Annotated in this window: 20 protein-coding genes and 1 tRNA gene; 10 read left to right on the forward strand and 11 right to left on the reverse strand. The window is 71.9% G+C overall.

What is annotated here, in order from left to right; genetic code table 11:
• Positions 1–30 precede the first annotated feature (30 nt).
• Both ITJ40_RS15200 and ITJ40_RS15205 read right to left on the reverse strand, forming a co-directional pair.
• On the reverse strand, positions 31–1335 hold the full coding sequence (locus ITJ40_RS15200) for a DUF4032 domain-containing protein (protein WP_194636109.1): 1305 nt from the start codon (positions 1333–1335) through the stop codon (positions 31–33).
• A gap of 100 nt (positions 1336–1435) precedes the next feature.
• Positions 1436–2536, reverse strand: coding sequence for an ABC transporter ATP-binding protein (locus ITJ40_RS15205; protein WP_194668023.1), 1101 nt, complete (start codon positions 2534–2536; stop codon positions 1436–1438).
• Between the two features lie 314 nt (positions 2537–2850).
• Between ITJ40_RS15205 and ITJ40_RS15210 the strand changes: the two genes are divergently transcribed.
• Positions 2851–3786: a thioredoxin domain-containing protein gene (locus ITJ40_RS15210; protein WP_194667876.1), complete on the forward strand. Its 936-nt coding sequence runs from the start codon at positions 2851–2853 to the stop codon at positions 3784–3786.
• Positions 3787–3827: 41 nt separating this feature from the next.
• Positions 3828–3900 (forward strand) — tRNA-Thr (locus ITJ40_RS15215).
• A gap of 14 nt (positions 3901–3914) precedes the next feature.
• Here ITJ40_RS15215 and ITJ40_RS15220 read toward each other — a convergent pair.
• Entirely contained in the window at positions 3915–4526 is a 612-nt protein-coding gene (locus ITJ40_RS15220) for a nitroreductase (protein WP_370532067.1), read from the reverse strand.
• Positions 4523–4924, reverse strand: coding sequence for a peptide-methionine (R)-S-oxide reductase MsrB (gene msrB, locus ITJ40_RS15225; RefSeq protein WP_012039170.1), 402 nt, complete (start codon positions 4922–4924; stop codon positions 4523–4525). Before msrB ends, ITJ40_RS15220 begins: the two co-directional genes overlap by 4 nt.
• Positions 4925–5160: 236 nt before the next feature.
• On the opposite strand from msrB, the gene ITJ40_RS15230 reads away from it, so the two are divergent.
• The 4 genes from ITJ40_RS15230 to groL all read left to right on the forward strand — a co-directional run bounded on the left by ITJ40_RS15230 (position 5161) and on the right by groL (position 8351).
• The gene (locus ITJ40_RS15230; protein ID WP_194668025.1) at positions 5161–5490 is read left to right on the forward strand and encodes a DUF3263 domain-containing protein; all 330 of its coding nucleotides are present in this window, start codon (positions 5161–5163) and stop codon (positions 5488–5490) included.
• A 32-nt stretch (positions 5491–5522) separates the two neighbouring features.
• Complete coding sequence (locus tag ITJ40_RS15235; protein ID WP_194667877.1) at positions 5523–6098, forward strand: LytR C-terminal domain-containing protein; 576 nt, start codon at positions 5523–5525, stop codon at positions 6096–6098.
• Between the two features lie 222 nt (positions 6099–6320).
• Positions 6321–6539, forward strand: a complete 219-nt coding sequence (locus ITJ40_RS15240; protein ID WP_012039167.1) for a cold-shock protein — start codon at positions 6321–6323, stop codon at positions 6537–6539.
• 192 nt (positions 6540–6731) lie between these two features.
• Positions 6732–8351: a chaperonin GroEL gene (groL, locus tag ITJ40_RS15245; RefSeq protein WP_012039166.1), complete on the forward strand. Its 1620-nt coding sequence runs from the start codon at positions 6732–6734 to the stop codon at positions 8349–8351.
• Between the two features lie 122 nt (positions 8352–8473).
• Here groL and ITJ40_RS15250 read toward each other — a convergent pair whose 3' ends face one another.
• From ITJ40_RS15250 to ITJ40_RS15275, 6 genes are all read right to left on the reverse strand, one after another.
• A complete protein-coding gene (locus ITJ40_RS15250; RefSeq protein WP_015491075.1) occupies positions 8474–8764 on the reverse strand; it encodes a WXG100 family type VII secretion target in 291 nt (96 codons plus the stop codon).
• A gap of 46 nt (positions 8765–8810) precedes the next feature.
• Complete coding sequence (locus ITJ40_RS15255; protein ID WP_194668026.1) at positions 8811–10571, reverse strand: HAMP domain-containing sensor histidine kinase; 1761 nt, start codon at positions 10569–10571, stop codon at positions 8811–8813.
• A 124-nt stretch (positions 10572–10695) separates the two neighbouring features.
• Positions 10696–11388 carry a response regulator transcription factor gene (locus ITJ40_RS15260; protein ID WP_012039163.1) on the reverse strand — a complete coding sequence of 231 codons (693 nt, stop codon included), beginning with the start codon at positions 11386–11388 and terminating at the stop codon, positions 10696–10698.
• A gap of 65 nt (positions 11389–11453) precedes the next feature.
• The gene (locus ITJ40_RS15265) at positions 11454–13094 is read right to left on the reverse strand and encodes a DNA repair helicase XPB (protein WP_194667878.1); all 1641 of its coding nucleotides are present in this window, start codon (positions 13092–13094) and stop codon (positions 11454–11456) included.
• Positions 13095–13114: 20 nt separating this feature from the next.
• Entirely contained in the window at positions 13115–15001 is a 1887-nt protein-coding gene (locus ITJ40_RS15270) for a helicase-associated domain-containing protein (RefSeq protein ID WP_194667879.1), read from the reverse strand.
• A gap of 10 nt (positions 15002–15011) precedes the next feature.
• Positions 15012–15281, reverse strand: a complete 270-nt coding sequence (locus ITJ40_RS15275) for a hypothetical protein (RefSeq protein WP_194667880.1) — start codon at positions 15279–15281, stop codon at positions 15012–15014.
• A 157-nt stretch (positions 15282–15438) separates the two neighbouring features.
• On the opposite strand from ITJ40_RS15275, the gene ITJ40_RS15280 reads away from it, so the two are divergent.
• The gene (locus tag ITJ40_RS15280; RefSeq protein WP_194636117.1) at positions 15439–15822 is read left to right on the forward strand and encodes a cold-shock protein; all 384 of its coding nucleotides are present in this window, start codon (positions 15439–15441) and stop codon (positions 15820–15822) included.
• A complete protein-coding gene (locus ITJ40_RS15285; protein WP_194667881.1) occupies positions 15815–16468 on the forward strand; it encodes a DUF3027 domain-containing protein in 654 nt (217 codons plus the stop codon). The genes ITJ40_RS15280 and ITJ40_RS15285 overlap by 8 nt, the downstream gene beginning before the upstream one ends.
• A gap of 69 nt (positions 16469–16537) precedes the next feature.
• Here the strand turns inward: ITJ40_RS15285 and serC are convergent, their stop codons facing one another.
• Complete coding sequence (serC, locus tag ITJ40_RS15290) at positions 16538–17656, reverse strand: phosphoserine transaminase (RefSeq protein WP_194667882.1); 1119 nt, start codon at positions 17654–17656, stop codon at positions 16538–16540.
• Positions 17657–17764: 108 nt separating this feature from the next.
• Between serC and ITJ40_RS15295 the strand changes: the two genes are divergently transcribed.
• Both ITJ40_RS15295 and ITJ40_RS17340 read left to right on the forward strand, forming a co-directional pair.
• Positions 17765–18463 carry a metal-dependent transcriptional regulator gene (locus tag ITJ40_RS15295; RefSeq protein WP_194636120.1) on the forward strand — a complete coding sequence of 233 codons (699 nt, stop codon included), beginning with the start codon at positions 17765–17767 and terminating at the stop codon, positions 18461–18463.
• Positions 18464–18989: 526 nt separating this feature from the next.
• On the forward strand, positions 18990–19712 hold the full coding sequence (locus ITJ40_RS17340; RefSeq protein ID WP_370532068.1) for a C40 family peptidase: 723 nt from the start codon (positions 18990–18992) through the stop codon (positions 19710–19712).
• Positions 19713–20012 lie beyond the last annotated feature (300 nt).

The raw sequence follows: 20012 nt of genomic DNA on the forward strand, positions 1-20012 counted from the left end.
TCCTCGTGCGTCCGGCCGGAGCCGCGACGGTCAGACCTTCGTGCGCCAGTCCTCCGCGGCCTCGGCCTCGGTGATCGGCACGTCGGACTCGTCCTCGATGACGCCGATGGACTCGGTCGGCGGGTCGATGACCGTCGCCTCGTCGCGCCGGTGCCGGAGGATGTCCTGCACGTACGCGGTCACGGCCTCGGCGAGCGGGATGTCGCGGCTCAGCTTCTGCGACATGTACCAGCGGTGCTCGAGCAGCTGGTGGAAGACCTCGGCCGGCTCGAGCTTGCCGCGGAGGTCCCTCGGGATCGCCCGCACGACGGGCTCGAACACGCGCGCGAGCCACTCGTGCGCGACCATCTCCTCGTCGAGGTCCTGCTTGTCGGCCGCCGCCGTGTACGAGTCGAGGTCGTTGAGCAGACGCCTGGCCTGGTTCTCCTGCGCGTCCACGCCCGTGAGGCGCAGCAGGCGGCGCTGGTGGTGCCCCGCGTCGACGACCTTGGGCTGGATCCGCACCTGCGAGCCCTCGGCCGTCGTGCGGATCGCGAGCTCCTCGATGTCGAAGCCGAGGTCGTTGAGGCGGTCGACGCGCTCGTTGATGCGCCAGCGCTCCGAGGTCGGGAACTCCTCGCGGCCGGTGAGCTCCTTCCAGAGCGTGCGGTACTGGGCGACGATGCGCGTGCTCGTCTCGAGCGGGTCGAGCCCCTCCTCGATCCGGCCGCCGGCCTCGAGGTCCATGAGCTCGCCGGCGATGTTCACGCGCGCGATCTCGAGGTCGTTCTCGCGCTGCCCGTTGGACAGCCCGCCGTTGAACAGCTTGCCGGTCTCCGCGTCCACCAGGTAGGCGGCGAACGCGCCCGCGTCCCGACGGAACAGCGTGTTGGAGAGGGACACGTCGCCCCAGAAGAAGCCGATCATGTGCAGCCGCACGAGCAGCACGGCCAGGGCGTCGACGAGGCGCGTCGCCGTGTCGGGCCGCAGCTGCTGCGAGAAGAGCGCCCGGTAGGGGAGCGAGAACTTGAGGTGCCGGGTGACGAGCACCGACTTGAGCGGGTCTCCGTCCTCGTCGGTGCGGTTCGTGATCACGGCGACGGGCTCCACGCAGGGGATCTCGAGCCGCTGCAGCGTGCGCAGCATGTCGTACTCGCCGCGGGCCATCTCGTCCGTCGTCTCCTTGATGGCGATGACGTAGCCGGAGAGGTTCGCGAAGCGGACGAGGTGCCGGGAGATGCCCTTCGGGAGGGTCGCGATGGCCGAGGAGGGCCACTCGTCGAGCGGCAGTTGCCAGGGCAGGTCGAGGAGCGCGGGATCGACCGTCGCCGAGGTGATGTTCAGGGATCCGGCCATGCTGCGACCCTACCCGACCCCGGAAACGCGGCTGCCGCGGCCCCGGCGCTCCCGGCGAGGGGAGCGTGGGGACCGCGGCAGCGGTGGTGCGGGCGGTCGATCAGCTCGCGGCGACCGGCGCGTTGAGGCGGAGGCCGCTCTCGGCGTCGAAGGCGTGGAGGTGACCCGGCTGGGGCGTGATGAAGACGGTGTCGCCGGCGTTGGGGTGCAGGCGGCCGTCCACGCGCGCGACGAGGTCGGTGCGCTTGCCCTCGATGTCGGTGTGGCCGTAGAGGTAGCCGTCCGCGCCGAGCTCCTCGACGAGGTCCACCGTGACCGAGAGGCCCTGGCCCTGCGAGGTGCTGACGACGACGTCCTCGGGGCGCACGCCGATGGTGACCGCTCCGCCGGTCGCGTTGGTGAGCACGTCGCGCTCGACCGGGACGACGGCGGTGCCGAACTGCACGCCGCCGTCGACCACGTTCGCCGTGAAGAGGTTCATGGCGGGCGAGCCGATGAAACCGGCGACGAAGACGTTCTGCGGCTTCTCGTACAGGTCGCGCGGGGTGCCGACCTGCTGGAGGACGCCGTCCTTGAGGACCGCGATGCGGTCGCCCATGGTGAGCGCCTCGGTCTGGTCGTGGGTGACGTAGACCGTGGTGACGCCGAGGCGGCGCTGGAGCGACGCGATCTGCGTGCGGGTCTGGACGCGGAGCTTGGCGTCGAGGTTCGACAGCGGCTCGTCCATGAGGAACACCTGCGGCTGGCGCACGATGGCGCGGCCCATGGCGACGCGCTGGCGCTGGCCGCCGGAGAGGGCCTTGGGCTTGCGGCTGAGGTAGGGCTCGAGGTCGAGGAGCTTGGCCGCCTCGAGGACGCGGGTGGCGCGCTCGTCCTTGCCGACGCCGGCGATCTTGAGCGCGAAGCCCATGTTCTCGGCGACCGTCATGTGGGGGTACAGCGCGTAGTTCTGGAAGACCATCGCGATGTCGCGGTCCTTCGGCGGCACGTCCGTGACGTTGCGGTCGCCGATGAAGATGTTGCCGTCGTTGACCTCCTCGAGGCCCGCGAGCATGCGGAGGGTGGTCGACTTGCCGCAGCCGGACGGTCCGACGAGGACGAGGAACTCGCCGTCGGCGACCTCCAGGTCGATCTGGTCGACCGCGGGGCGCGTCGAGCCCGGGTACAGGCGCGTGGCCTTGTCGAAAGTTACAGATGCCATTTCGGTGTTCTCCTTCACGGGCAGGTACGTGCCCGACGATCCGTGGTGATGGATGTGATGCTCATGGCTCATCGCTGTGGGCGACGACGACCACGTGTCGAGTATTGCACGGGGTCATGCGGTCGGGAAGCGCGGCATGACGCGGATCGACGGCTATTCCTCACCCGGGGACAACGTCAGCGGGGCCTGTATCGTCTCCTGCGGCGCCCTACCCGCGCCCGCCGCGTCACCGCTTTCCCAGACTGGCCGCCTAGAGTCCTGAGGTCGTCCGGGAGCCCGCCCGAACCCGACTCCCATCCCCTGAGCGAGGATCCATGACCAGCACGCCGCCCGCGCACGAACCGCACGGCGGTCACCGACGACGCCGCGAGGCCGCGCGCGAGAAGGCGCGGCTCAACCGGATGAAGCAGCGCCGTCGCGATGTCGCGGGTCGTTACCTCATCCGCGGCGGCATCGCGGCGGCCCTCGTCGCGGTTGTCGTGGTGGTCGGCCTCGTCGTCGTCCAGGGCGCGCGGCCCGCGGGACCGGGGCCCCAGAACATGGCGAGCGACGGCATCCTCATCGGCAAGGACCTCGCCGCGGCCCCCACGAAGGCCCTCGACCCCGAGCAGGATCCGGTCCCGGCCGCGTCGGAGGCCGCTGGCGTCGCCCGCATCCGCGTCTACGTCGACTACCTCTGCACCGCGTGCAAGGAGTTCCAGGACACCAACGGCGCGCAGATGGAGGGCTGGCTCCAGTCCGGCGCCGCGACGGTCGAGATCCACCCCGTCGCCATCCTCACCAGCAAGTCCCAGGCCTACTCGCTGCGAGCGGCCAACGCCGCCGCCTGCGTCGCTGACGCCTCCCCGGACGACTTCTGGGCCTTCAACTCGGCGCTGTTCGCCGAGCAGCCCGCCGAGCAGAGCACGGGCCTGAGCGACGAGCGCATCGTCGAGCTCGCCGGGCAGGCGGGCGCGGGCTCGTCCGACGTGGCGAAGTGCATCTCCGACCAGCGCTTCCAGTCCTGGGTGAACGCCGCGACCGATCGGGTCCTGGACGGCGACATCCCCGACTCGAACGTCGACAAGGTCGTCGGAGCGCCGATCATCGTGGTCGGCGACCGCCAGTACACGGGGCAGCCCGACGACGCCAAGGCGTTCGCCGCGTTCGTGCTCCAGGCCGCCGGGCAGGACGCGACGACGACGCCCACCGCGACGCCGACGCCCACCGCGACGCCGACGCCCTCCGAGACGCCGACGACCGCCCCGTAGCGCGGCTCGTATGATGGATCGACGGTCCGCGAGGTCCGTCGGCCGGCCTGGCGCAATTGGTAGCGCACCGCACTTGTAATGCGGCGGTTACGGGTTCGAGTCCCGTGGCCGGCTCTCGACGCGTGTCCTCACTCGAGGACGGTGATCATCCGCTCGCCGTCGACGGTCGAGCGAGGGCCCTTGTCGTCGCTCGCGGCGTCACCGACGTAGAGCCAGCCGAGGAGATCCTCGCCGTCGCGCAGGTCGTGCATCCGCCGCACCGCGTCGCTGCGCGTCAGGCTCCCGGTGCGCCAGAAGACGCCCCATCCCCGCTCCTCGAGCGTCAGGGTGAGGGCGTGGGCGACGCCGGCGGCGACCGCTTCCTGCTCCCAGTCCGGCACCTTCCTGCTCGGGGTCCGGCAGACGACGACGGCGATGAGCAGGCTCGCACGATGGGTCTTCTTGCGGTGCTTGCCGGATCCGGGATCGCCCGCGGCCTCGTCCATGGCCGCGCCGAGGCGTTCGCGCGCACCCGCGCGGATCTCGATCACCCTCCACGGCCGAAGCCCCCCGTGGTCCGCGAGTCGGGATGCCGCCTCGACGAGCGGGACGAGCTCCTCGTGCGTCGGAGCGGCATCGCCCACGGACGAGCGCGAGCGTCGTCCGCGGAGCGCCTCCAGCACGGGTCCGTCGTGCGCCGGCGTGCCGGGCCCGGACGGGTCGGCGGCGCCGCCCGCTCGATGCCGCGGCACGTCGGTCACTCCGCGGTGCGGAACGACATGGAGACCGAGTTCATGCAGAACCGGTCGCCCGTGGGCGTCTGCGGCGCGTCGTCGAAGACGTGCCCGAGGTGCGAACCGCAGCGGGCGCAGACGACCTCGACGCGCTTCATCCCGAGGCTCGTGTCGGTGTAGAGCTTGACGGCGTCGCTCTCCTTCGGGGCATAGAAGCTCGGCCACCCGCAGTGGGAGTCGAACTTCGTGTCGCTCGTGAAGAGCTCGGCGCCGCAGGCCTTGCATCCGTAGACGCCGGTGCGCTCCTCGTCCAGCAGCTCGCCGGTCCAGGGGCGCTCGGTGGCCTGCTGGCGCAGCACCGCGTACTCCTCCGGGGAGAGCTCCTGACGCCACTCGTCGTCGGTCTTCTCGATCTCGTAGGCCATGTGCGGGTCCTTTCTCGCTGGTCGATCCTAGGGGCGGCGTCCCAGCGCGCCTCCATCGTCAACCGCTGCGGGGTCCCGTCGATTCCTGCATACGGGGGATGATCCGCCCCGGGATGCGACCGGATGCGCGCCCGGGTCGCGCCGTCGGTCGCGGTGCCCGGACACCCCGGGGACCTGCGCGGGGCGCTCAGCGAGCCGCACCTAGTATGTGGTGGATGTCGGGGAAGGAGCACGCCGTGGACCAGCGCGAGACCCGCTCCGCGACCGCTCAGGCGGCCGGCCCGGATCCCGTCGTCGACCTCGATGCGCGCGACCGCGCGGTCCTCGACTTCGAACGGGACTGGACGCGTCACGCGGGGGCGAAGGAGGAGGCCATCCGCCAGACGTTCGGTCTCTCCGCGACGCGCTACTACCAGCTGCTCGGGTCCCTGATCGAGACGCGCCAGGCCCTCGCCTACGACCCCCTGCTCGTCGGGCGCCTCCTGCGCCTCCGCGAGACGCGCGCCGCCGCACGAGCGGCCCGCGCCCTGCCCACCGGTCTCCCGCACCGACCGACCGCACGCTGACCCGCGCCCCACCGAGGAGACCCGAGACCCGCATGCCCTCCCACGCTCCCGACCGCTTCGACGAGGTCCCCGGCGACCTCAGCAGGGTGGGTGCGCATCGCGCCCCCCGTCCGCGCCACCACCGCTTCCGCGTCTTCGCCTGGGCGGCGCTCGCGACCGGCCTCCTCGTGGGGCTGGGCGTCGTGGGGCTCTTCGTCATCGACGATCGCGTCTCGTTCACCGACATCATCCCCAGCGACGGCGCCTCGGAGGAGGCGGTGCCGACGGATGCGCCCACCGCGGCGCCCACCGCCGTCCCCGGCATGATCGTGACCGTCCTCAACGGCACGAAGACCTCTGGCCTCTCCGCGCGCGCGGCGACCGCGCTCCAGTCGGGCGGCTGGGCGATCGCGTCGCGTCTGAACGCGAGCTCCACCGACATCACCACCACGACGGTCTACTACTACGACGACGCCGACGAGGGCGCCGCGCGCGGCCTGATCGCGGCGCTGGGGGTGGGCGACGTGGAGCAGTCCGACCAGTTCCGGCCCGCTGCGGGCACGCCGGCGGCCCAGGCGGCCAAGCTCACGGCCGTGCTCGGCGCGGACTACGCCGCGAAGAAGGGCTGACCGGTTCCCTCGTCCGGTCGTCGGCTCCTCTCCGTGGAGTAACCGGACGGGGCATCGACCGCTCTGTCTATCGTGCTGACTGGTCGCACGCCCGCCGCGTACCAGGTGCTGTGCGCCGTACGTCCCGAGGGCGTGGCGCGGCGTCGTTGCAGGGCTCCGCGGCCGACCCGGGGGTGGCGGCACCGCGCTCCCGACAGCTCGCATTCGCACATGGAGAAGCACATGGCCAACGGCACCGTGAAGTGGTTCAACGGGGAGAAGGGGTTCGGGTTCATCACCGTGGACGCCGTCGAGGGCGGTCCTGCCCAGCAGGACGTCTTCGTCCACTACTCGGCGATCGAGATGTCCGGCTACAAGGTCCTGGAGGAGGGGCAGCGCGTCGCCTTCGAGATCGGTCAGGGCTCCAAGGGCCTGCAGGCGGAGAACGTCACGTTGGCCTAGAGCGCATCCCACCACCACGACGCCGTCGCCCGTCCGGGCGGCGGCGTCGTCGCGTCCCGACCGGCGCCCAGCCTGTGAGCGGCTCGCTTGCACTCCCGTAGGGCGAGTGCCAGAATCGTCCCTGGCACTCCCTCACGGGGAGTGCTAGACGACTGCCTTTTTCCTGACGTCCGGGAGGGACGAGAGATACACATGGCTAAGATCATCGCTTTTGACGAAGAAGCCCGCCGCGGCCTCGAGCGCGGCCTGAACATCCTGGCCGACGCGGTCCGCGTGACCCTCGGCCCGCGCGGCCGCAACGTCGTCCTCGAGAAGAAGTGGGGCGCCCCCACCATCACGAACGACGGCGTCTCCATCGCCAAGGAGATCGAGCTCGACGACCCGTTCGAGAAGATCGGCGCGGAGCTCGTCAAGGAGGTCGCCAAGAAGACCGACGACGTCGCCGGCGACGGCACCACCACCGCGACCGTCCTCGCGCAGGCCCTGGTCCGCGAGGGCCTCCGCAACGTCGCCGCGGGCGCCGACCCCATCAGCCTCAAGCGCGGCATCGAGAAGGCCGTCGCGGCCGTCACCGAGGAGCTCAAGGCCGCTGCGAAGGAGATCGAGACGAAGGAGGAGATCGCCGCCACCGCGTCCATCTCCGCCGGCGACTCCACCATCGGCGCCATCATCGCCGAGGCGATCGACAAGGTCGGCAAGGAGGGCGTCGTCACCGTCGAGGAGTCCAACACCTTCGGCACCGAGCTCGAGCTCACCGAGGGCATGCGCTTCGACAAGGGCTACCTGTCGCAGTACTTCGTGACCGACCCCGAGCGTCAGGAGGCCGTGTTCGAGGACGCGTACATCCTGATCGTCAACTCGAAGATCTCGAACATCAAGGACCTGCTGCCGATCGTCGACAAGGTCATCCAGTCGGGCAAGCAGCTCCTCATCATCGCCGAGGACGTCGACGGCGAGGCCCTGGCCACGCTCGTCGTGAACAAGATCCGCGGCATCTTCAAGTCGGTCGCCGTCAAGGCGCCCGGCTTCGGCGACCGCCGCAAGGCGCAGCTGCAGGACATCGCCATCCTCACCGGTGGCCAGGTCATCGCCGAGGAGGTCGGCCTCAAGCTCGAGAACGTCACCCTCGATCTGCTCGGCACGGCTCGCAAGGTCGTCATCACCAAGGACGAGACCACGATCGTCGAGGGTGGCGGCGACGCCACCGAGATCGCGGCCCGCGTGCAGCAGATCCGCAACGAGATCGGCAACACGGACAGCGACTACGACCGCGAGAAGCTCCAGGAGCGCCTCGCGAAGCTGGCCGGCGGCGTGGCCGTCATCAAGGCCGGCGCAGCGACCGAGGTGGAGCTCAAGGAGCGCAAGCACCGCATCGAGGACGCCGTCCGCAACGCGAAGGCCGCCGTCGAGGAGGGCATCGTCGCCGGTGGTGGCGTCGCGCTCATCCAGGCCGGCAAGCTCGCCTTCGAGAAGCTCCAGCTCGAGGGCGACGAGGCGACGGGCGCGAACATCGTCCGCGTCGCGGTCGACGCTCCGCTCAAGCAGATCGCCCTGAACGCGGGCCTCGAGCCCGGCGTCGTGGCCGAGCGCGTCCGCAACCTCCCCTCGGGTCACGGCCTCAACGCCGCCACGGGCGAGTACGTCGACATGCTCGCCGCGGGGATCAACGACCCGGTGAAGGTCACGCGCTCGGCTCTGCTGAACGCCGCGTCCATCGCCGGTCTGTTCCTCACGACCGAGGCGGTCGTCGCCGACAAGCCCGAGAAGAACCCGGCTCCGGCCGGCGACCCCACGGGTGGCATGGACTTCTAGTCCGCCCGGGTCGGAGCGACAGCGTTCCACCCACCAGCACGACGAAGCGGGCGGTCCCTCACGGGGCCGCCCGCTTCGTCGTGCGCGGTGCTCTGGCGCCGGACCTCGGACGCCGGAACGGGCTAGTGGGCGAACATCCGGGCGTTCCCCTCCTCCACCTCCGCGTACTGCCGTGCGGCGGAGCTCAGCGCCTGGTTGATGCTCGCGAGCGCCTCCTCGACGCGCTGCTGCGTGCCCTTCCACTCGGCGACCACGCCCTGGAACGCCGTGGCAGCGCTCCCGGACCACGACCCCTGCAGGTCGGCGAGCTGGCCGTGCAGGCCCGCCACCTCCGCCTGGATGCGGCCGATGCTGCCCTGGACGGCAGCGGTGGCCGACAGGACGGCCTCGCTGTCCACCTGGTACCTCGTCATGCGTCTCCTCCTCCTCGTCGTGTGACGGGCGCAGGCTACGCGGCGGTCAGGACGCGGGGGCGGCCGGGGCGCTGGGAGTGGAGGCCGTGGAGGACTCCGAGCTGGGGAGGAGGGGCAGGATCACGCGGAACGTGGCGCCGCCGCCCTCGGTCTCGACGACGTCGACGCGGCCGCGGTGCGCGGCGACGATGGCGGACACGATGGCCAGACCGAGCCCGCTGCCGCCGGTCTCCCGGGTGCGCGACGTGTCGGCGCGCCAGAAGCGCTGGAAGATCTTCTCCCGGATCTGCGGGGGCACGCCGTCCCCGTGGTCGCGCACCTCGATGCGGGCTTCCCGCGCAGCCTCGTCGACGACGGTGGCGAGCTCGATCGGGCTGCCCGCGGGCGTGAAGCGCACGGCGTTGCCGATGAGGTTGGTCACCACCTGCCGGATCTTGTTCTCCTCCGCGGAGACCATCGCGACGCCCTCGGCGGGAACCCGCGCCCCGTCGTCGCCGGGGCGGGTGGGGGCCAGCGCGTCCGCCGCGGTCTCGCCGGGGCGGCGCGAGCGGCGGGCGCGGAATCGCGACAGGGTGGCGCCGGCGAAGGCGATGGGGCCGGTCGCGTCGGCGCCGGAGGTCGTCCCGGTGCCCCGCGGCGCGTCCGGCGTGAGCTCCTGGGTGGGCTCGAGGCCGTCGGCGTCGAGGATCGGGCCGATGGGGTTGACGAGCACAGGCGGCAGCGCCGTCACCGTGCGGGTCTGCGAAGAGGCCATCGCGTCGAGGGCGGCGTCGCGGGCGATGGGGTAGAGGTCGACGGGCGCGAGCTGCAGCGGCTTCGTCTCGTCCAGCCGCGCGAGCTCGAGGAGGTCCTCCACGAGCCCGCCCATGCGGATGGCCTCCTTCTCGATGCGCTCCATGGCCTGCGACACGTCCTCGGGCGTCTGCAGCGCACCCATGCGGTACAGCTCGGCGTAGCCGCGCACCGAGACCAGCGGCGTGCGGAGCTCGTGGCTGGCGTCGCCGACGAAGCGCCGCATCTGGTCGATGGTCTTGGCGCGGTCGGCGAAGGCGCGGTCGATCCGGCTGAGCATCATGTTCAGGGAGCGGTTGAGGCGCCCGACCTCGGTGTTCGGGGTGGCGCCGCCGAGGCGCTGGCTGAAGTCGCCGCCGGCGATGGCGGCCGCGGTGCGCTCGACCTCGCGGAGCGGACCGAATGTGCTGGTCACCAGCATGCGGGTGACCGCGGCGCCGAGCACGACGACGGCGAGGCCGAAGCTCGCGAAGATCACGATGTAGGTGGCGACGAGGTCGTCCACCTGCTCGAGCGGGCGGGCGACGACGAGCGTCGAGTACTCCATCGCGTCCGGCGAGGCGTTCTGCGACACCCGGACGATGCCGTGCCACGCCTTCTTGCCGGAGTTGTCCGAGAAGACGACGATCTCGTTGTTGATCTGCGAGGCCCTGGCCAGGTCGAGGCCGAACACGCGCGGGTGCTCGGCGGAGTCGCCCGTCCAGTTGTCGGCGAGGACGTCGCCCTGCGCGTCGAGGAGCACCACGAACCAGGCGGGATCGGCGGTGGCCACGTCGTCCTGCGTGAACGTGTCCGGCATGGTCGCGTCCGTGTTGAGGACCTTCGGGAGCTGCGTGATCGTCACCCGGAGCTGCGCGTCGAGCTGGCTCACCATCTGCTGCCGCAGCAGGTACATGGTGCCCGCGCCGGAGACGAGGAGCCCGAGCAGGAGGAGGAGGACCGTGACGCCCGTGATCTTGGTGCGGAGGGAGACGTTGTTCCACTTCGCCGAGACGTAGTCGTGAATTGGCCGCACCTCGTGTTCCCTCATGGTGACCGTGTCGTCATGAGGATATGCGACGCCGGATGTGCGATCGGCCGGGTGCCCGCGGGCATCCGGCCGATCTGGTGGTGCGGGTCGCTCGCGCGACGACGTGGCGTCAGGACTTGGCGGCCTTGAGCATGTAGCCGAAGCCGCGCTTGGTCTGGATGACCGGCTCCGAGGAGTGCTGGTCGAGCTTGCGACGCAGGTAGGAGATGTACGACTCGACGATGCCCGCGTCGCCGTTGAAGTCGTACTCCCACACGTGGTCGAGGATCTGGGCCTTCGACAGGACGCGGTTGGGGTTGAGCATGAGGTAGCGCAGCAGCTTGAACTCGGTGGGGCTCAGCTCGATGGGCTCCTCGCCGACGAGGACCTCGTGCGTGTCCTGGTCCATCGTGAGCTCGCCGGCGCGGATGATCGCGTCCTCGTCCGCGTGCATCGTGCGGCGGAGGATCGCCTTGATGCGCGCGACGATCTCGTCGAGGCTGAACGGCTTGGTGACGTAGTCGTCGCCGCCGACGGTGAGGCCCGTGATCTTGTCCTCGGTGTCGTCCTTCGCCGTGAGGAAGAGGATGGGCGCCGTGTACCCGGCGGCCCGGAGGCGCTTGGTGACGCCGAAGCCGTTCATGTCCGGCAGCATCACGTCGAGGATGATGAGGTCGGGCTCCTCCTCGAGGACGGCCGAGATGGCCTGGGCGCCGTTGCCGACGGCGCGGACCGCGAACCCGGCGAACCGGAGGCTCGTGGTCAGCAGGTCGCGGATGTTGGGTTCGTCATCGACGATAAGGATCTTCGGGCCATCGCTCATGGGATGAAGTATCTGCGCGCTCGCTGGGAGTCAGCTGGACACGCAGACCGGGCTGTCCGACGGGGTCAGGCGGCGATGCCCGACGCGTCGAGGATCGTGTAGCTGTAGCCCTGCTCCGCGAGGAAGCGCTGGCGGTTCTGGGCGAAGTCCTGGTCGACCGTGTCGCGGGAGACGAGCGTGTAGAAGCTCGCCGAGAGGCCCGACGCCTCGGGTCGGAGCAGGCGGCCGAGGCGCTGGGCCTCCTCCTGGCGGGATCCGAACGACCCGGACACCTGGATCGCGACCGTGGCGTCCGGCAGGTCCACCGAGAAGTTCGCGACCTTGCTCACGACGAGGACGCGCTCCGTGCCGTCGCGGAACGCCTGGTACAGCCGCTCGCGCTCGACGACGGGTGTCGCGCCCGTGAGCTTCGGGGCTCCGAGCGCCTCCGCGAGCTCGTCGATCTGCTCCAGGTACTGGCCGATGACGAGGATGCTCTCGCCGCGGTGCCGCTCGACCAGTGCGCGCGTCACGTCGAGCTTGGCGGGCGCGGTGGCGGCGAGGCGGTACCGCTCATCGTCCGCGGCGGCCGCGTAGACGAGGCGCTCGTCGTCGGGCAGGTCGATCCGGACCTCGAAGCACTCCGCGGGGGAGATGAAGCCCTGGGCCTCGATCTCCTTCCACGGCGCGTCGAAGCGCTTGGGGCCGATGAGGCTGAAGACGTCGCCCTCGCGGCCGTCCTCGCGCACGAGCGTGGCCGTGAGGCCGAGGCGGCGGCGGGCCTGGAGGTCCGCGGTCAGCTTGAAGACCGGAGCGGGCAGCAGGTGCACCTCGTCGTAGACGACGAGGCCCCAGTCGAGCGCGTCGAGGAGCGCGAGGTGCGCGTACTCGCCCTTCCTCTTCGCGGTGAGGATCTGGTACGTGGCGATGGTGACGGGCTTCACCTCGCGGGCCTGGCCCGAGTACTCGCCGATCTCGTCCTCGGTGAGCGTGGTGCGCTTCAGCAGCTCGGAGCGCCACTGACGCGCCGACACCGTGTTGGTGACGAGGATCAGCGTCGTCGTCTTGGCGCGGGCCATCGCGGCGGCGCCGACGAGCGTCTTGCCCGCGCCGCAGGGGAGGACGACCACGCCGGATCCGCCGTCGAGGAAGTGGTCGACCGCGTCGGTCTGGTAGCCCCGCAGCGTCCAGCCGTCCTCCACGAGCGCCATGTCGTGCGGCGTGCCGGGCGTGTAGCCCGCGAGGTCCTCGGCGGGCCAGCCGATCTTCACGAGCTCCTGCTTCAGCTGGCCGCGTGCCCAGGCCTGCACGCGGTAGGTCGTCGCGTCGACGCGCTCGGTGAGCAGGGGCGCGATGCGGCGGGAGCTCGCCACCTCGGAGAGGACCGCGGAATCGGTGCTCGACACCTGCAGCTCGCCGTCGGCGTCGCGGCCGATGACCAGGCGGCCGTACCGGCCCACGGTGTCGGTGACGTCCACCGTGACCGACTGCGGCACGGGGAAGCGGGAGTAGCGCTCGAGGGTGGCGAGCATGTCCTCGGCCGTGTGCCCGGCGGCGCGCGCGTTCCAGAGGCCGAGCCGCGTGATCCGGTACGTGTGGATGTGCTCGGGCGCGCGCTCCAGCTCGGCGAAGACGGCGAGGTCGTGGCGCGCGTCCTCCGCGTCCGGGTGGGCCACCTCGAGGAGGACGGTGCGATCGCTCTGGACGATGAGGGGGCCGTCGGGCATGCCCGCCAGCCTAGGTGCGCTCACGTGGTCGCCGGTCCGGCGGCGATCGCCAGGATGCTCGAGAGGGGCAGGGTGCGCTCGACGTCGGCGACGCGGTCGCGCGCACGCAGCCGACCGCCGGCCACGCTGGACGGCTCGAGCACGTGGTCCACCTCGCGCCCGTCCGGCATGCGCACGCGGACACGCAGGGCGGCCTTGGCGCGGATCGCCACCTCGAGCTGGCGCGTGGTCCAGGCAGCGCCGTCGTCGGGGCCGTCCGCCGCGCGGATGCGGGCCACGAGGGCGTCCGCGGCGTCGGGCTCGGGATCCGCGGCGGGCGGGGCCGCCCGGGCGGCACGTGGTGCGGGCGCGACGAGGCGGCCAGCGGCGTCCACGCGGACGGGGGCGAGCCGCGCGGCCGCCAGCGCGTGCTCGACGGCGTCAGGGGACGCGGCGGAGGCGAGCACCCCGTCGCCTGCGCGCACCAGCCGGAGCGGCGCGAGGTCGCGGTCGACGAGGAGGGTGGCGAGCAGCGGTCCGTCCTCGGAGACGACCGCCGTCCGTGCGTCCGGGACCGCGTCGGCGGGCGACGCAGGCCGGACGCGGAGGCGGCCGAAGCGGGCGGCCGCCTCGTCGACGAGGTAGTCGAGGGGCTGCGGGACGCCGGTCAGGGAGACGTCCGTCAGGAAGGCGCGGATGGAGTCCACCGTGCCGCCGGACGCGAGGGCTCGCGTGATGGATGCGGAGGAGATCCGGTAGGTCGCGGCCAGTCCCCGGCCCTCCGCGTCGGCGACCTCCAGCAGGCGCGACTCGACAGCCGGGTCGAGCGGTCCGGGGGAGACGACGGTGAGGTCGTGCTGCAGGTAGACCCGGTCGACCTCGGTCGGCAGGTGCGGTGCGAGCGCGGCGGCCGCGGCACCGGATCCCGTCGTGAGGAGAGCGCGGCCCGCGGAGCTCGGGACGTCGCCCGTCGTGATCCCCAGGAGGCCGGCGTCGCGCGTGAAGGCGGTGATGCGCTCGCCGATCCACGCGGATCCGCCGGGGAACCGCCAGAGGACGCTGTCCACGAGCCCTGCTCCCCACGACGCGTCGGCGCGCTCGGCGAGGATGCTCCGGGTCGCGGGCGCCAACGCGTCCAGCCAGGCCGCGGCGAGGGCCTCCCAGCGCTCGGCGGTCGGACGCGCTGACCACGCTGACGCCGTCGCGGCCGTGCACCAGGTGCGGCCGGACCGCTCCACGAGCGCCGCGCGGGCGGCGAGCGAGAGGTGGGCGGGGACGTCGTCGACATCGGCGCCGATCGCGGCTGCCAGCCGTCGCGCGTCGGGCAGGGACATGCCGCCCCGGCTCAGCTCGCGCGCCGGCTCGTGGCCGAGCTCCTCGACGAGGGCCGCGACGGCGACCACCGAGCGGAAGGCGCTCTCGCCCGCGCGTCGATCGACCTCGCCGGGGTCGACGCGCGGGACGGCGGCGAGCGGTGCGGGAGGTGCGAGGCGGGCCAGCTCGTCCGCTCCCGGGAGCCCGGCGGCGGGCCAGCCGGCGAGTGCCGCCGCGACCTCCGGATGCGTCGTGATGCCCGCGTCGTCGACGGCGGCCAGGAGCGTGTCCGCTGCGCGATCGGCGGCGTCCGCCAGCACCGCGGGCTCCAGCGGGTCCTCGCCGGATCGGCGGGCCAGCGAGTCACGGAGCGCGCCCAGGGCGACGGGGCCTGCGGTCGCCCCCTCCTCGGCGGCGATCGCGAGGACGGCCAGCGCCGTCCGGTCGAGCTGCTCCATGGCCCGCGCGACGGCGTCCGGGGTGAGCAGCGCGTCCGCGAGGTCGAAGAGGTCGGCGATGCGGGCGGCGTCGAGCCCCCTGTCGCGGACCAGGGCGGCGAGGGATGCGTCGTCGAGCGCGCGGAGGCGGGCCGCGAGCACGAGGGCGTCGGTCATGGTCGTCCCGCTAGCGGGACGTGCCGTCCATGCGACGTCGGCGTCGGACGCTGATGATCAGGATCGCGATGAAGAGGAGCGCGGCGATGGGGATGCCCACGGCCGGCAGCAGCAGGATGACCTGCCACACGGGGGTGCTGTACTGCGACGCGTCGACGGCGATGAGCGGCGCCAGCAGGATCGCGAGGATGCTGAGGACGGCGACCAGGAGGATGCCGGCGAGCATGTACGCGAGGATGCGCTCGGCCCGTCCCTCGCTCGGTGCGGTCTCGGATGCCATCCGCTCAGACTACGCCGTGGCACGCGCCCGGGCGCGTGCCACGGCGTTCCGGGAGGGAGGTCGTCGCCCGCCGGCACGGGCTCGGGCGGGGCCCGGCGAATAGACTGGACCGCCAATCAGCACATCGAGCCCCTCCGGGGCGAGGGAAGAGGATCGCATGCCCACCGGCAAGGTGAAGTTCTACGACGAGGACAAGGGGTTCGGGTTCATCAGCTCGGACGACGGCCAGGAGGTCTTCCTGCACGCCTCGGCCCTGCCCTCGGGCGTCGCCGGCGTGAAGGCCGGCACCCGGCTCGAGTTCGGCATCGCGGACGGCAAGCGCGGCGCGCAGGCCCTCTCCGCGCGGATCCTCGACGCCCCGCCCTCGCTCGCCCGGATGTCCCGCAAGCCCGCCGACGACATGGCCGTCATCGTCGAGGACCTCGTCAAGGTCCTCGACGGGATCGGCACCGGCCTCAAGCGCGGCCGCTACCCCGATGACGCGCACGGCCGGAAGATCGCGGCGCTGCTGCGCCGGGTAGCGGAGGAGCTCGATGCCTGAGCCGCGGGACGACGAGACGCCGATGATCGACGCGACGACGGCGGATGCGCTCTCCGCGCCGCCCGCAGGGGGGAGCTCCTCCGACGCCGCGGGAGCGGATGCCTCCACGGTGGATGCGGAAGCCGTCGCCCCGGCGGAGCCTGCCGTCCCGGATGCCGAGCTCCTCGCGGCCGTGGACCTCGCGCGGGCCGCGCTCCGGGAGATCACGCCGGACGAGACCGTCGGCGAGCCGGCGGGTTCCCTCGTCGAGGGCGACCGCGTGCTGTCGCTCCTCTTCGCGAACACCATGCCCGGCTACCCCGGCTGGTTCTGGACGGTCACGCTCGCCCGCGTCGATGACGCCGCCCCGACGGTGCTCGAGGCCGAGCTGATGCCCGGAGAGGGTGCCCTGCTCTCGCCCGAGTGGTTGCCGTGGTCCGATCGGCTCGCCGGGATCGAGGCCGACCAGGAGGCGGAGCGCCTCGCGGCGGAGTCCGACGACGACGACGAGGACGACGACCCCGCGGAGGACGCCGAGGACACGGACGACGTGCTGGACGGCGTCGACTTCGAGGCCCCCGCGTCGGACGACGACGACGACGATGATGATGATGATGATGACGACGACGACGACGACGACACGAGCTTCGACGGCGCCGATCGCTGACCCGCTTCTCGCGTGATGACGGCGGCGGCCCCCGAAGGGACCGCCGTCGTCATGGTGCGCGGAGTGGGATCAGCCCGCGCCCTGCTCCACCACGAACTCGATGCAGCGCACCAGCGCGCGCACGTCGTCCGGCTCGATGGCCGTGAAGGTCGCGACCCGCAGCTGGTTGCGCCCGAGCTTCCGATACGGCTCGGTGTCGACGACGCCGTTGGCGCGGAGCGTCTTCGCGATGGCGGCGGCGTCGATGGACTCGTCGAAGTCCATCGTCACCACCACCTGCGAGCGGTGCGCGGGATCCGTCACGAACGGCCGCGCGTACTCCACGCGCTCCGCCCACTCGTAGAGGACGGAGGATGACTCGCGCGTGCGGGCGTCGGCCCAGGCCAGCCCCCCTGCGCGTCCGATCCAGTCCAGCTGGTCCTCGAGCATGAGGAGCGTGGCGAGGGCCGGGGTGTTGAGCGTCTGGTTCAGCCGGGAGTTGTCGACGGCGTTCTTCAGGCTGAGGAACTCGGGGATCCACCGGCCGGACGCCGCGATGCGCTCCACGCGCTCGAGGGCGGCGGGGGAGAACAGCGCGAGCCAGACCCCGCCGTCGCTCGCCAGGTTCTTCTGCGGGGCGAAGTAGTAGACGTCGGCCTGGGCCGCGTCGAAGTCGATGCCGCCGGCCGCGCTCGTCGCGTCCACCACCGTGAGGGCGCCCTCGTCGCCGTGGACGCGGGCGACGGGTGCCATGACGCCGGTCGAGGTCTCGTTGTGCGGCCACGCGTAGACGTCGACGCCCTCGATCGGGTTCGCGGAGGCGCGGCTGCCGGGCTCGGCGCTGATGACGTCGGGCGCCTCGAGGAAGGGCGCCGCCGCGGCCTTCGCGAACTTGCCGCCGAACTCGCCGAACACGAGGTTCTGGCTGCGGCGCTCGATGAGGGAGAAGGCCGCGGCGTCCCAGAAGGCGGTGGATCCGCCGTTGCCCAGCACGACCTCGTAGCCGTCGGGCAGGCGGAAGAGCCGGGAGAGCCCGTCGCGGACGCGTCCGACCATGTCCTTCACGGGCGCCTGGCGGTGGGAGGTGCCGAGGATCTGGGCACCCGCGAGCGCCAGGTGGTCGAGCTGCGCCTGCCTGACCTTGGACGGCCCGCAGCCGAATCGTCCGTCGAGGGGCAGCAGTTCGGTGGGGATCTTCGTGGTCGGCATGCGGCAATGGTAGGGGACCGTCCCGCGCCGCCCCGGGCCGTCCCACGACCCGCGCCGGTCATCCCGCACCCGGGGAAGTAGGCTGGTCCCTGGCGCAAGGGAGGCCCGATGACTGATCTCGTGGACACGACGGAGATGTACCTCCGCACCATCCTCGACCTCGAGGAGGAGGCCATCGTCCCGCTGCGGGCGCGGATCTCCGAGCGCCTCGGCCACTCGGGCCCCACCGTCTCGCAGACCGTCGCCCGCATGGAGCGCGACGGCCTCGTCATCGTCAGCGGGGACCGCCACCTCGAGCTCACCCCCGAGGGCCGCAGCAAGGCCGTGCACGTGATGCGCAAGCACCGCCTGGCCGAGCGCCTCCTCAGCGACGTCATCGGCCTCGAATGGGAGTTCGTCCACGACGAGGCCTGCCGCTGGGAGCACGTGATGAGCGAGCAGGTGGAGCGCAAGATCCTCGACCTCCTCGGGCACCCCACGGAGTCGCCGTACGGGAACCCCATCCCCGGGCTGGACGAGCTGGGGGACTCGCCCGCGGTGGCGTTCATGGCCGGCGTCGTGAGCATCGTCGAGGCCTCGCTCGGCACGACCGAGGACGCGCCCGCCCGCGGCGTGATCCGCCGGCTGGGCGAGCCCGTGCAGTTCGACCCCGAGCTCCTCGCGCAGCTCAAGCAGGCCGGCGTGCTGCCGGGCGCGACCGGGTCCTTCTCCCGCGAGGGCGCGTACGTCCTGGTCCGGGTCGAGGGGGCAGGGGCGGGTCTCGAGCTGCCGCTCGAGGTCGCCGGGCACATCTTCATCGAGCGCTGATCCCGAAGCGCGGCGTCCCCCGGCGCTGAGCGGATCCCCAGGACCACCCCCGGACGGGGTACGCGAACGGGGCATGCCGTGCTCACCGGGGGTTCTGTCCCGCATCCGTCGCGAGGATGACGTCTGCCGTTATGGATTCGTTAGAAATATGGTCCCTCAGGATGACAAACGGGGTCGCGTCCCTTACTCTCGAACAGGCCCGACCGACCACCACAGAGGTTCCGGGTCCGATGCAGGGCGTCTCGACACCCGTCCCCTGCATGAGTACCCCTCGACGACCTTGGAGGGACGGGGCGCCAGCATGTCCGGCGTCGAGACGCAGGAGGTTGACAACTTGGCCCATGGTGACATCAGCGGTTCCGTCGGGAACCCGTCCGACCCGACTCGACCGCCCGCACCCGGGATGGATCGTCTGCCCACTCGCCGCGAGCTCCGTGCCGCCGAGACCGCGAAGGCCGTCCGCCCCCGTCGCGATTCCGCGACCCGCACTCTGCAGGCTCCCGCGCCCCGCCTGTCCCCGGCACCTGTGCCCGCTGGCCGGTCGCGCCGCACGAAGGCCGCCAACGCGGTCGTCATGACCTTCGTCACCGGCCTCGTGGGCGTCATGGCCATCCCGGCCTACGCCGCAGGATCCTCGCTCGAGCACACCGCGTCGGCGCCGGGTGCGTCGCTGCAGGACTACACGGCCGCCAACGCGCAGGTCGTCAACGCCGACAACGCGTCGTCCGCGCCGGTCGAGGAGGAGGGCTTCACCGCCACCTCCGTCGCCGACCTCAACGCGCAGAAGGCGGCCTCCGCGCGCGCCGCCCTCGCCGATCAGCGCCGCACGCAGCTGGCGTCATCGGCCACGAGCTACACGGGCGCATCCGCGTCCCAGCTCGCGCAGAACCCCATCTACCCCGGCACCTCGGCCACCGGCGTCGCCGCCGTCGCCCGCCAGTACCTCGGCGTCCCCTACGTCTTCGGCGGCAACACCCCCGCGGGCTTCGACTGCTCGGGCCTGGTCCAGTACGTGTTCGCCCAGTTCGGCCTCAACCTGCCGCACTCGGTGCGGGCACAGGGCGCGGCCGGCGTCACGGTCCCCGCCTCCGAGGCGCGCGCCGGCGACATCGTGGTCTGGAACGACGGCAGCCACGACGGCATCTACACCGGCAACGGGATCATGATCGACGCGCCGAAGCCCGGCGACCACGTCAAGGAGCGCCCCGTCTGGAGCTCCAACGTGCACTACGTCCGCCTCCTGGGCTGACGACCGGCACGAGATCGACCGGGAGGCCGGCGGCATGCATCCTGTGGGATGCGCCGCCGGCCTCCTGCGTTCCCCGGGACAAACGAGGGGCGCTGGGTTACCCTGTCCGGTGAGACGTCCCTCGACCCGTCCGGGAGCCCCGATGACCACCGCACCTGACATCCGCACCATGGATGCGCACGTGCGCCACGGACATCGGCACCATCCCCGGGTGGGCATCCACCTGGTCCACCCGAGCGGTCACCCGCTCTCCTAGAAGGCATCGCCGGCTACTCGGCGGTGCCTTCGCGTGTTCCCGGG

It is taken from the genome of Clavibacter sp. VKM Ac-2872 (assembly GCF_015351105.1).
In the GTDB taxonomy this organism is placed as follows: Bacteria; Actinomycetota; Actinomycetes; order Actinomycetales; family Microbacteriaceae; genus Clavibacter.

Bases quoted from the DNA above. Each gene is read 5' to 3' on its own strand.
- ITJ40_RS15200 (WP_194636109.1), bottom strand. From the start codon at position 1,335: ATGGCCGGATCCCTGAACATCACCTCGGCGACGGTCGATCCCGCGCTC.
- ITJ40_RS15205 (WP_194668023.1), bottom strand. From the start codon at position 2,536: ATGGCATCTGTAACTTTCGACAAGGCCACGCGCCTGTACCCGGGCTCG.
- ITJ40_RS15210 (WP_194667876.1), top strand. From the start codon at position 2,851: ATGACCAGCACGCCGCCCGCGCACGAACCGCACGGCGGTCACCGACGA.
- msrB (WP_012039170.1), bottom strand. From the start codon at position 4,924: ATGGCCTACGAGATCGAGAAGACCGACGACGAGTGGCGTCAGGAGCTC.
- ITJ40_RS15235 (WP_194667877.1), top strand. From the start codon at position 5,523: ATGCCCTCCCACGCTCCCGACCGCTTCGACGAGGTCCCCGGCGACCTC.
- ITJ40_RS15240 (WP_012039167.1), top strand. From the start codon at position 6,321: ATGGCCAACGGCACCGTGAAGTGGTTCAACGGGGAGAAGGGGTTCGGG.
- groL (WP_012039166.1), top strand. From the start codon at position 6,732: ATGGCTAAGATCATCGCTTTTGACGAAGAAGCCCGCCGCGGCCTCGAG.
- ITJ40_RS15250 (WP_015491075.1), bottom strand. From the start codon at position 8,764: ATGACGAGGTACCAGGTGGACAGCGAGGCCGTCCTGTCGGCCACCGCT.
- ITJ40_RS15260 (WP_012039163.1), bottom strand. From the start codon at position 11,388: ATGAGCGATGGCCCGAAGATCCTTATCGTCGATGACGAACCCAACATC.
- ITJ40_RS15265 (WP_194667878.1), bottom strand. From the start codon at position 13,094: ATGCCCGACGGCCCCCTCATCGTCCAGAGCGATCGCACCGTCCTCCTC.
- ITJ40_RS15270 (WP_194667879.1), bottom strand. From the start codon at position 15,001: ATGACCGACGCCCTCGTGCTCGCGGCCCGCCTCCGCGCGCTCGACGAC.
- ITJ40_RS15275 (WP_194667880.1), bottom strand. From the start codon at position 15,281: ATGGCATCCGAGACCGCACCGAGCGAGGGACGGGCCGAGCGCATCCTC.
- ITJ40_RS15280 (WP_194636117.1), top strand. From the start codon at position 15,439: ATGCCCACCGGCAAGGTGAAGTTCTACGACGAGGACAAGGGGTTCGGG.
- ITJ40_RS15285 (WP_194667881.1), top strand. From the start codon at position 15,815: ATGCCTGAGCCGCGGGACGACGAGACGCCGATGATCGACGCGACGACG.
- serC (WP_194667882.1), bottom strand. From the start codon at position 17,656: ATGCCGACCACGAAGATCCCCACCGAACTGCTGCCCCTCGACGGACGA.
- ITJ40_RS15295 (WP_194636120.1), top strand. From the start codon at position 17,765: ATGACTGATCTCGTGGACACGACGGAGATGTACCTCCGCACCATCCTC.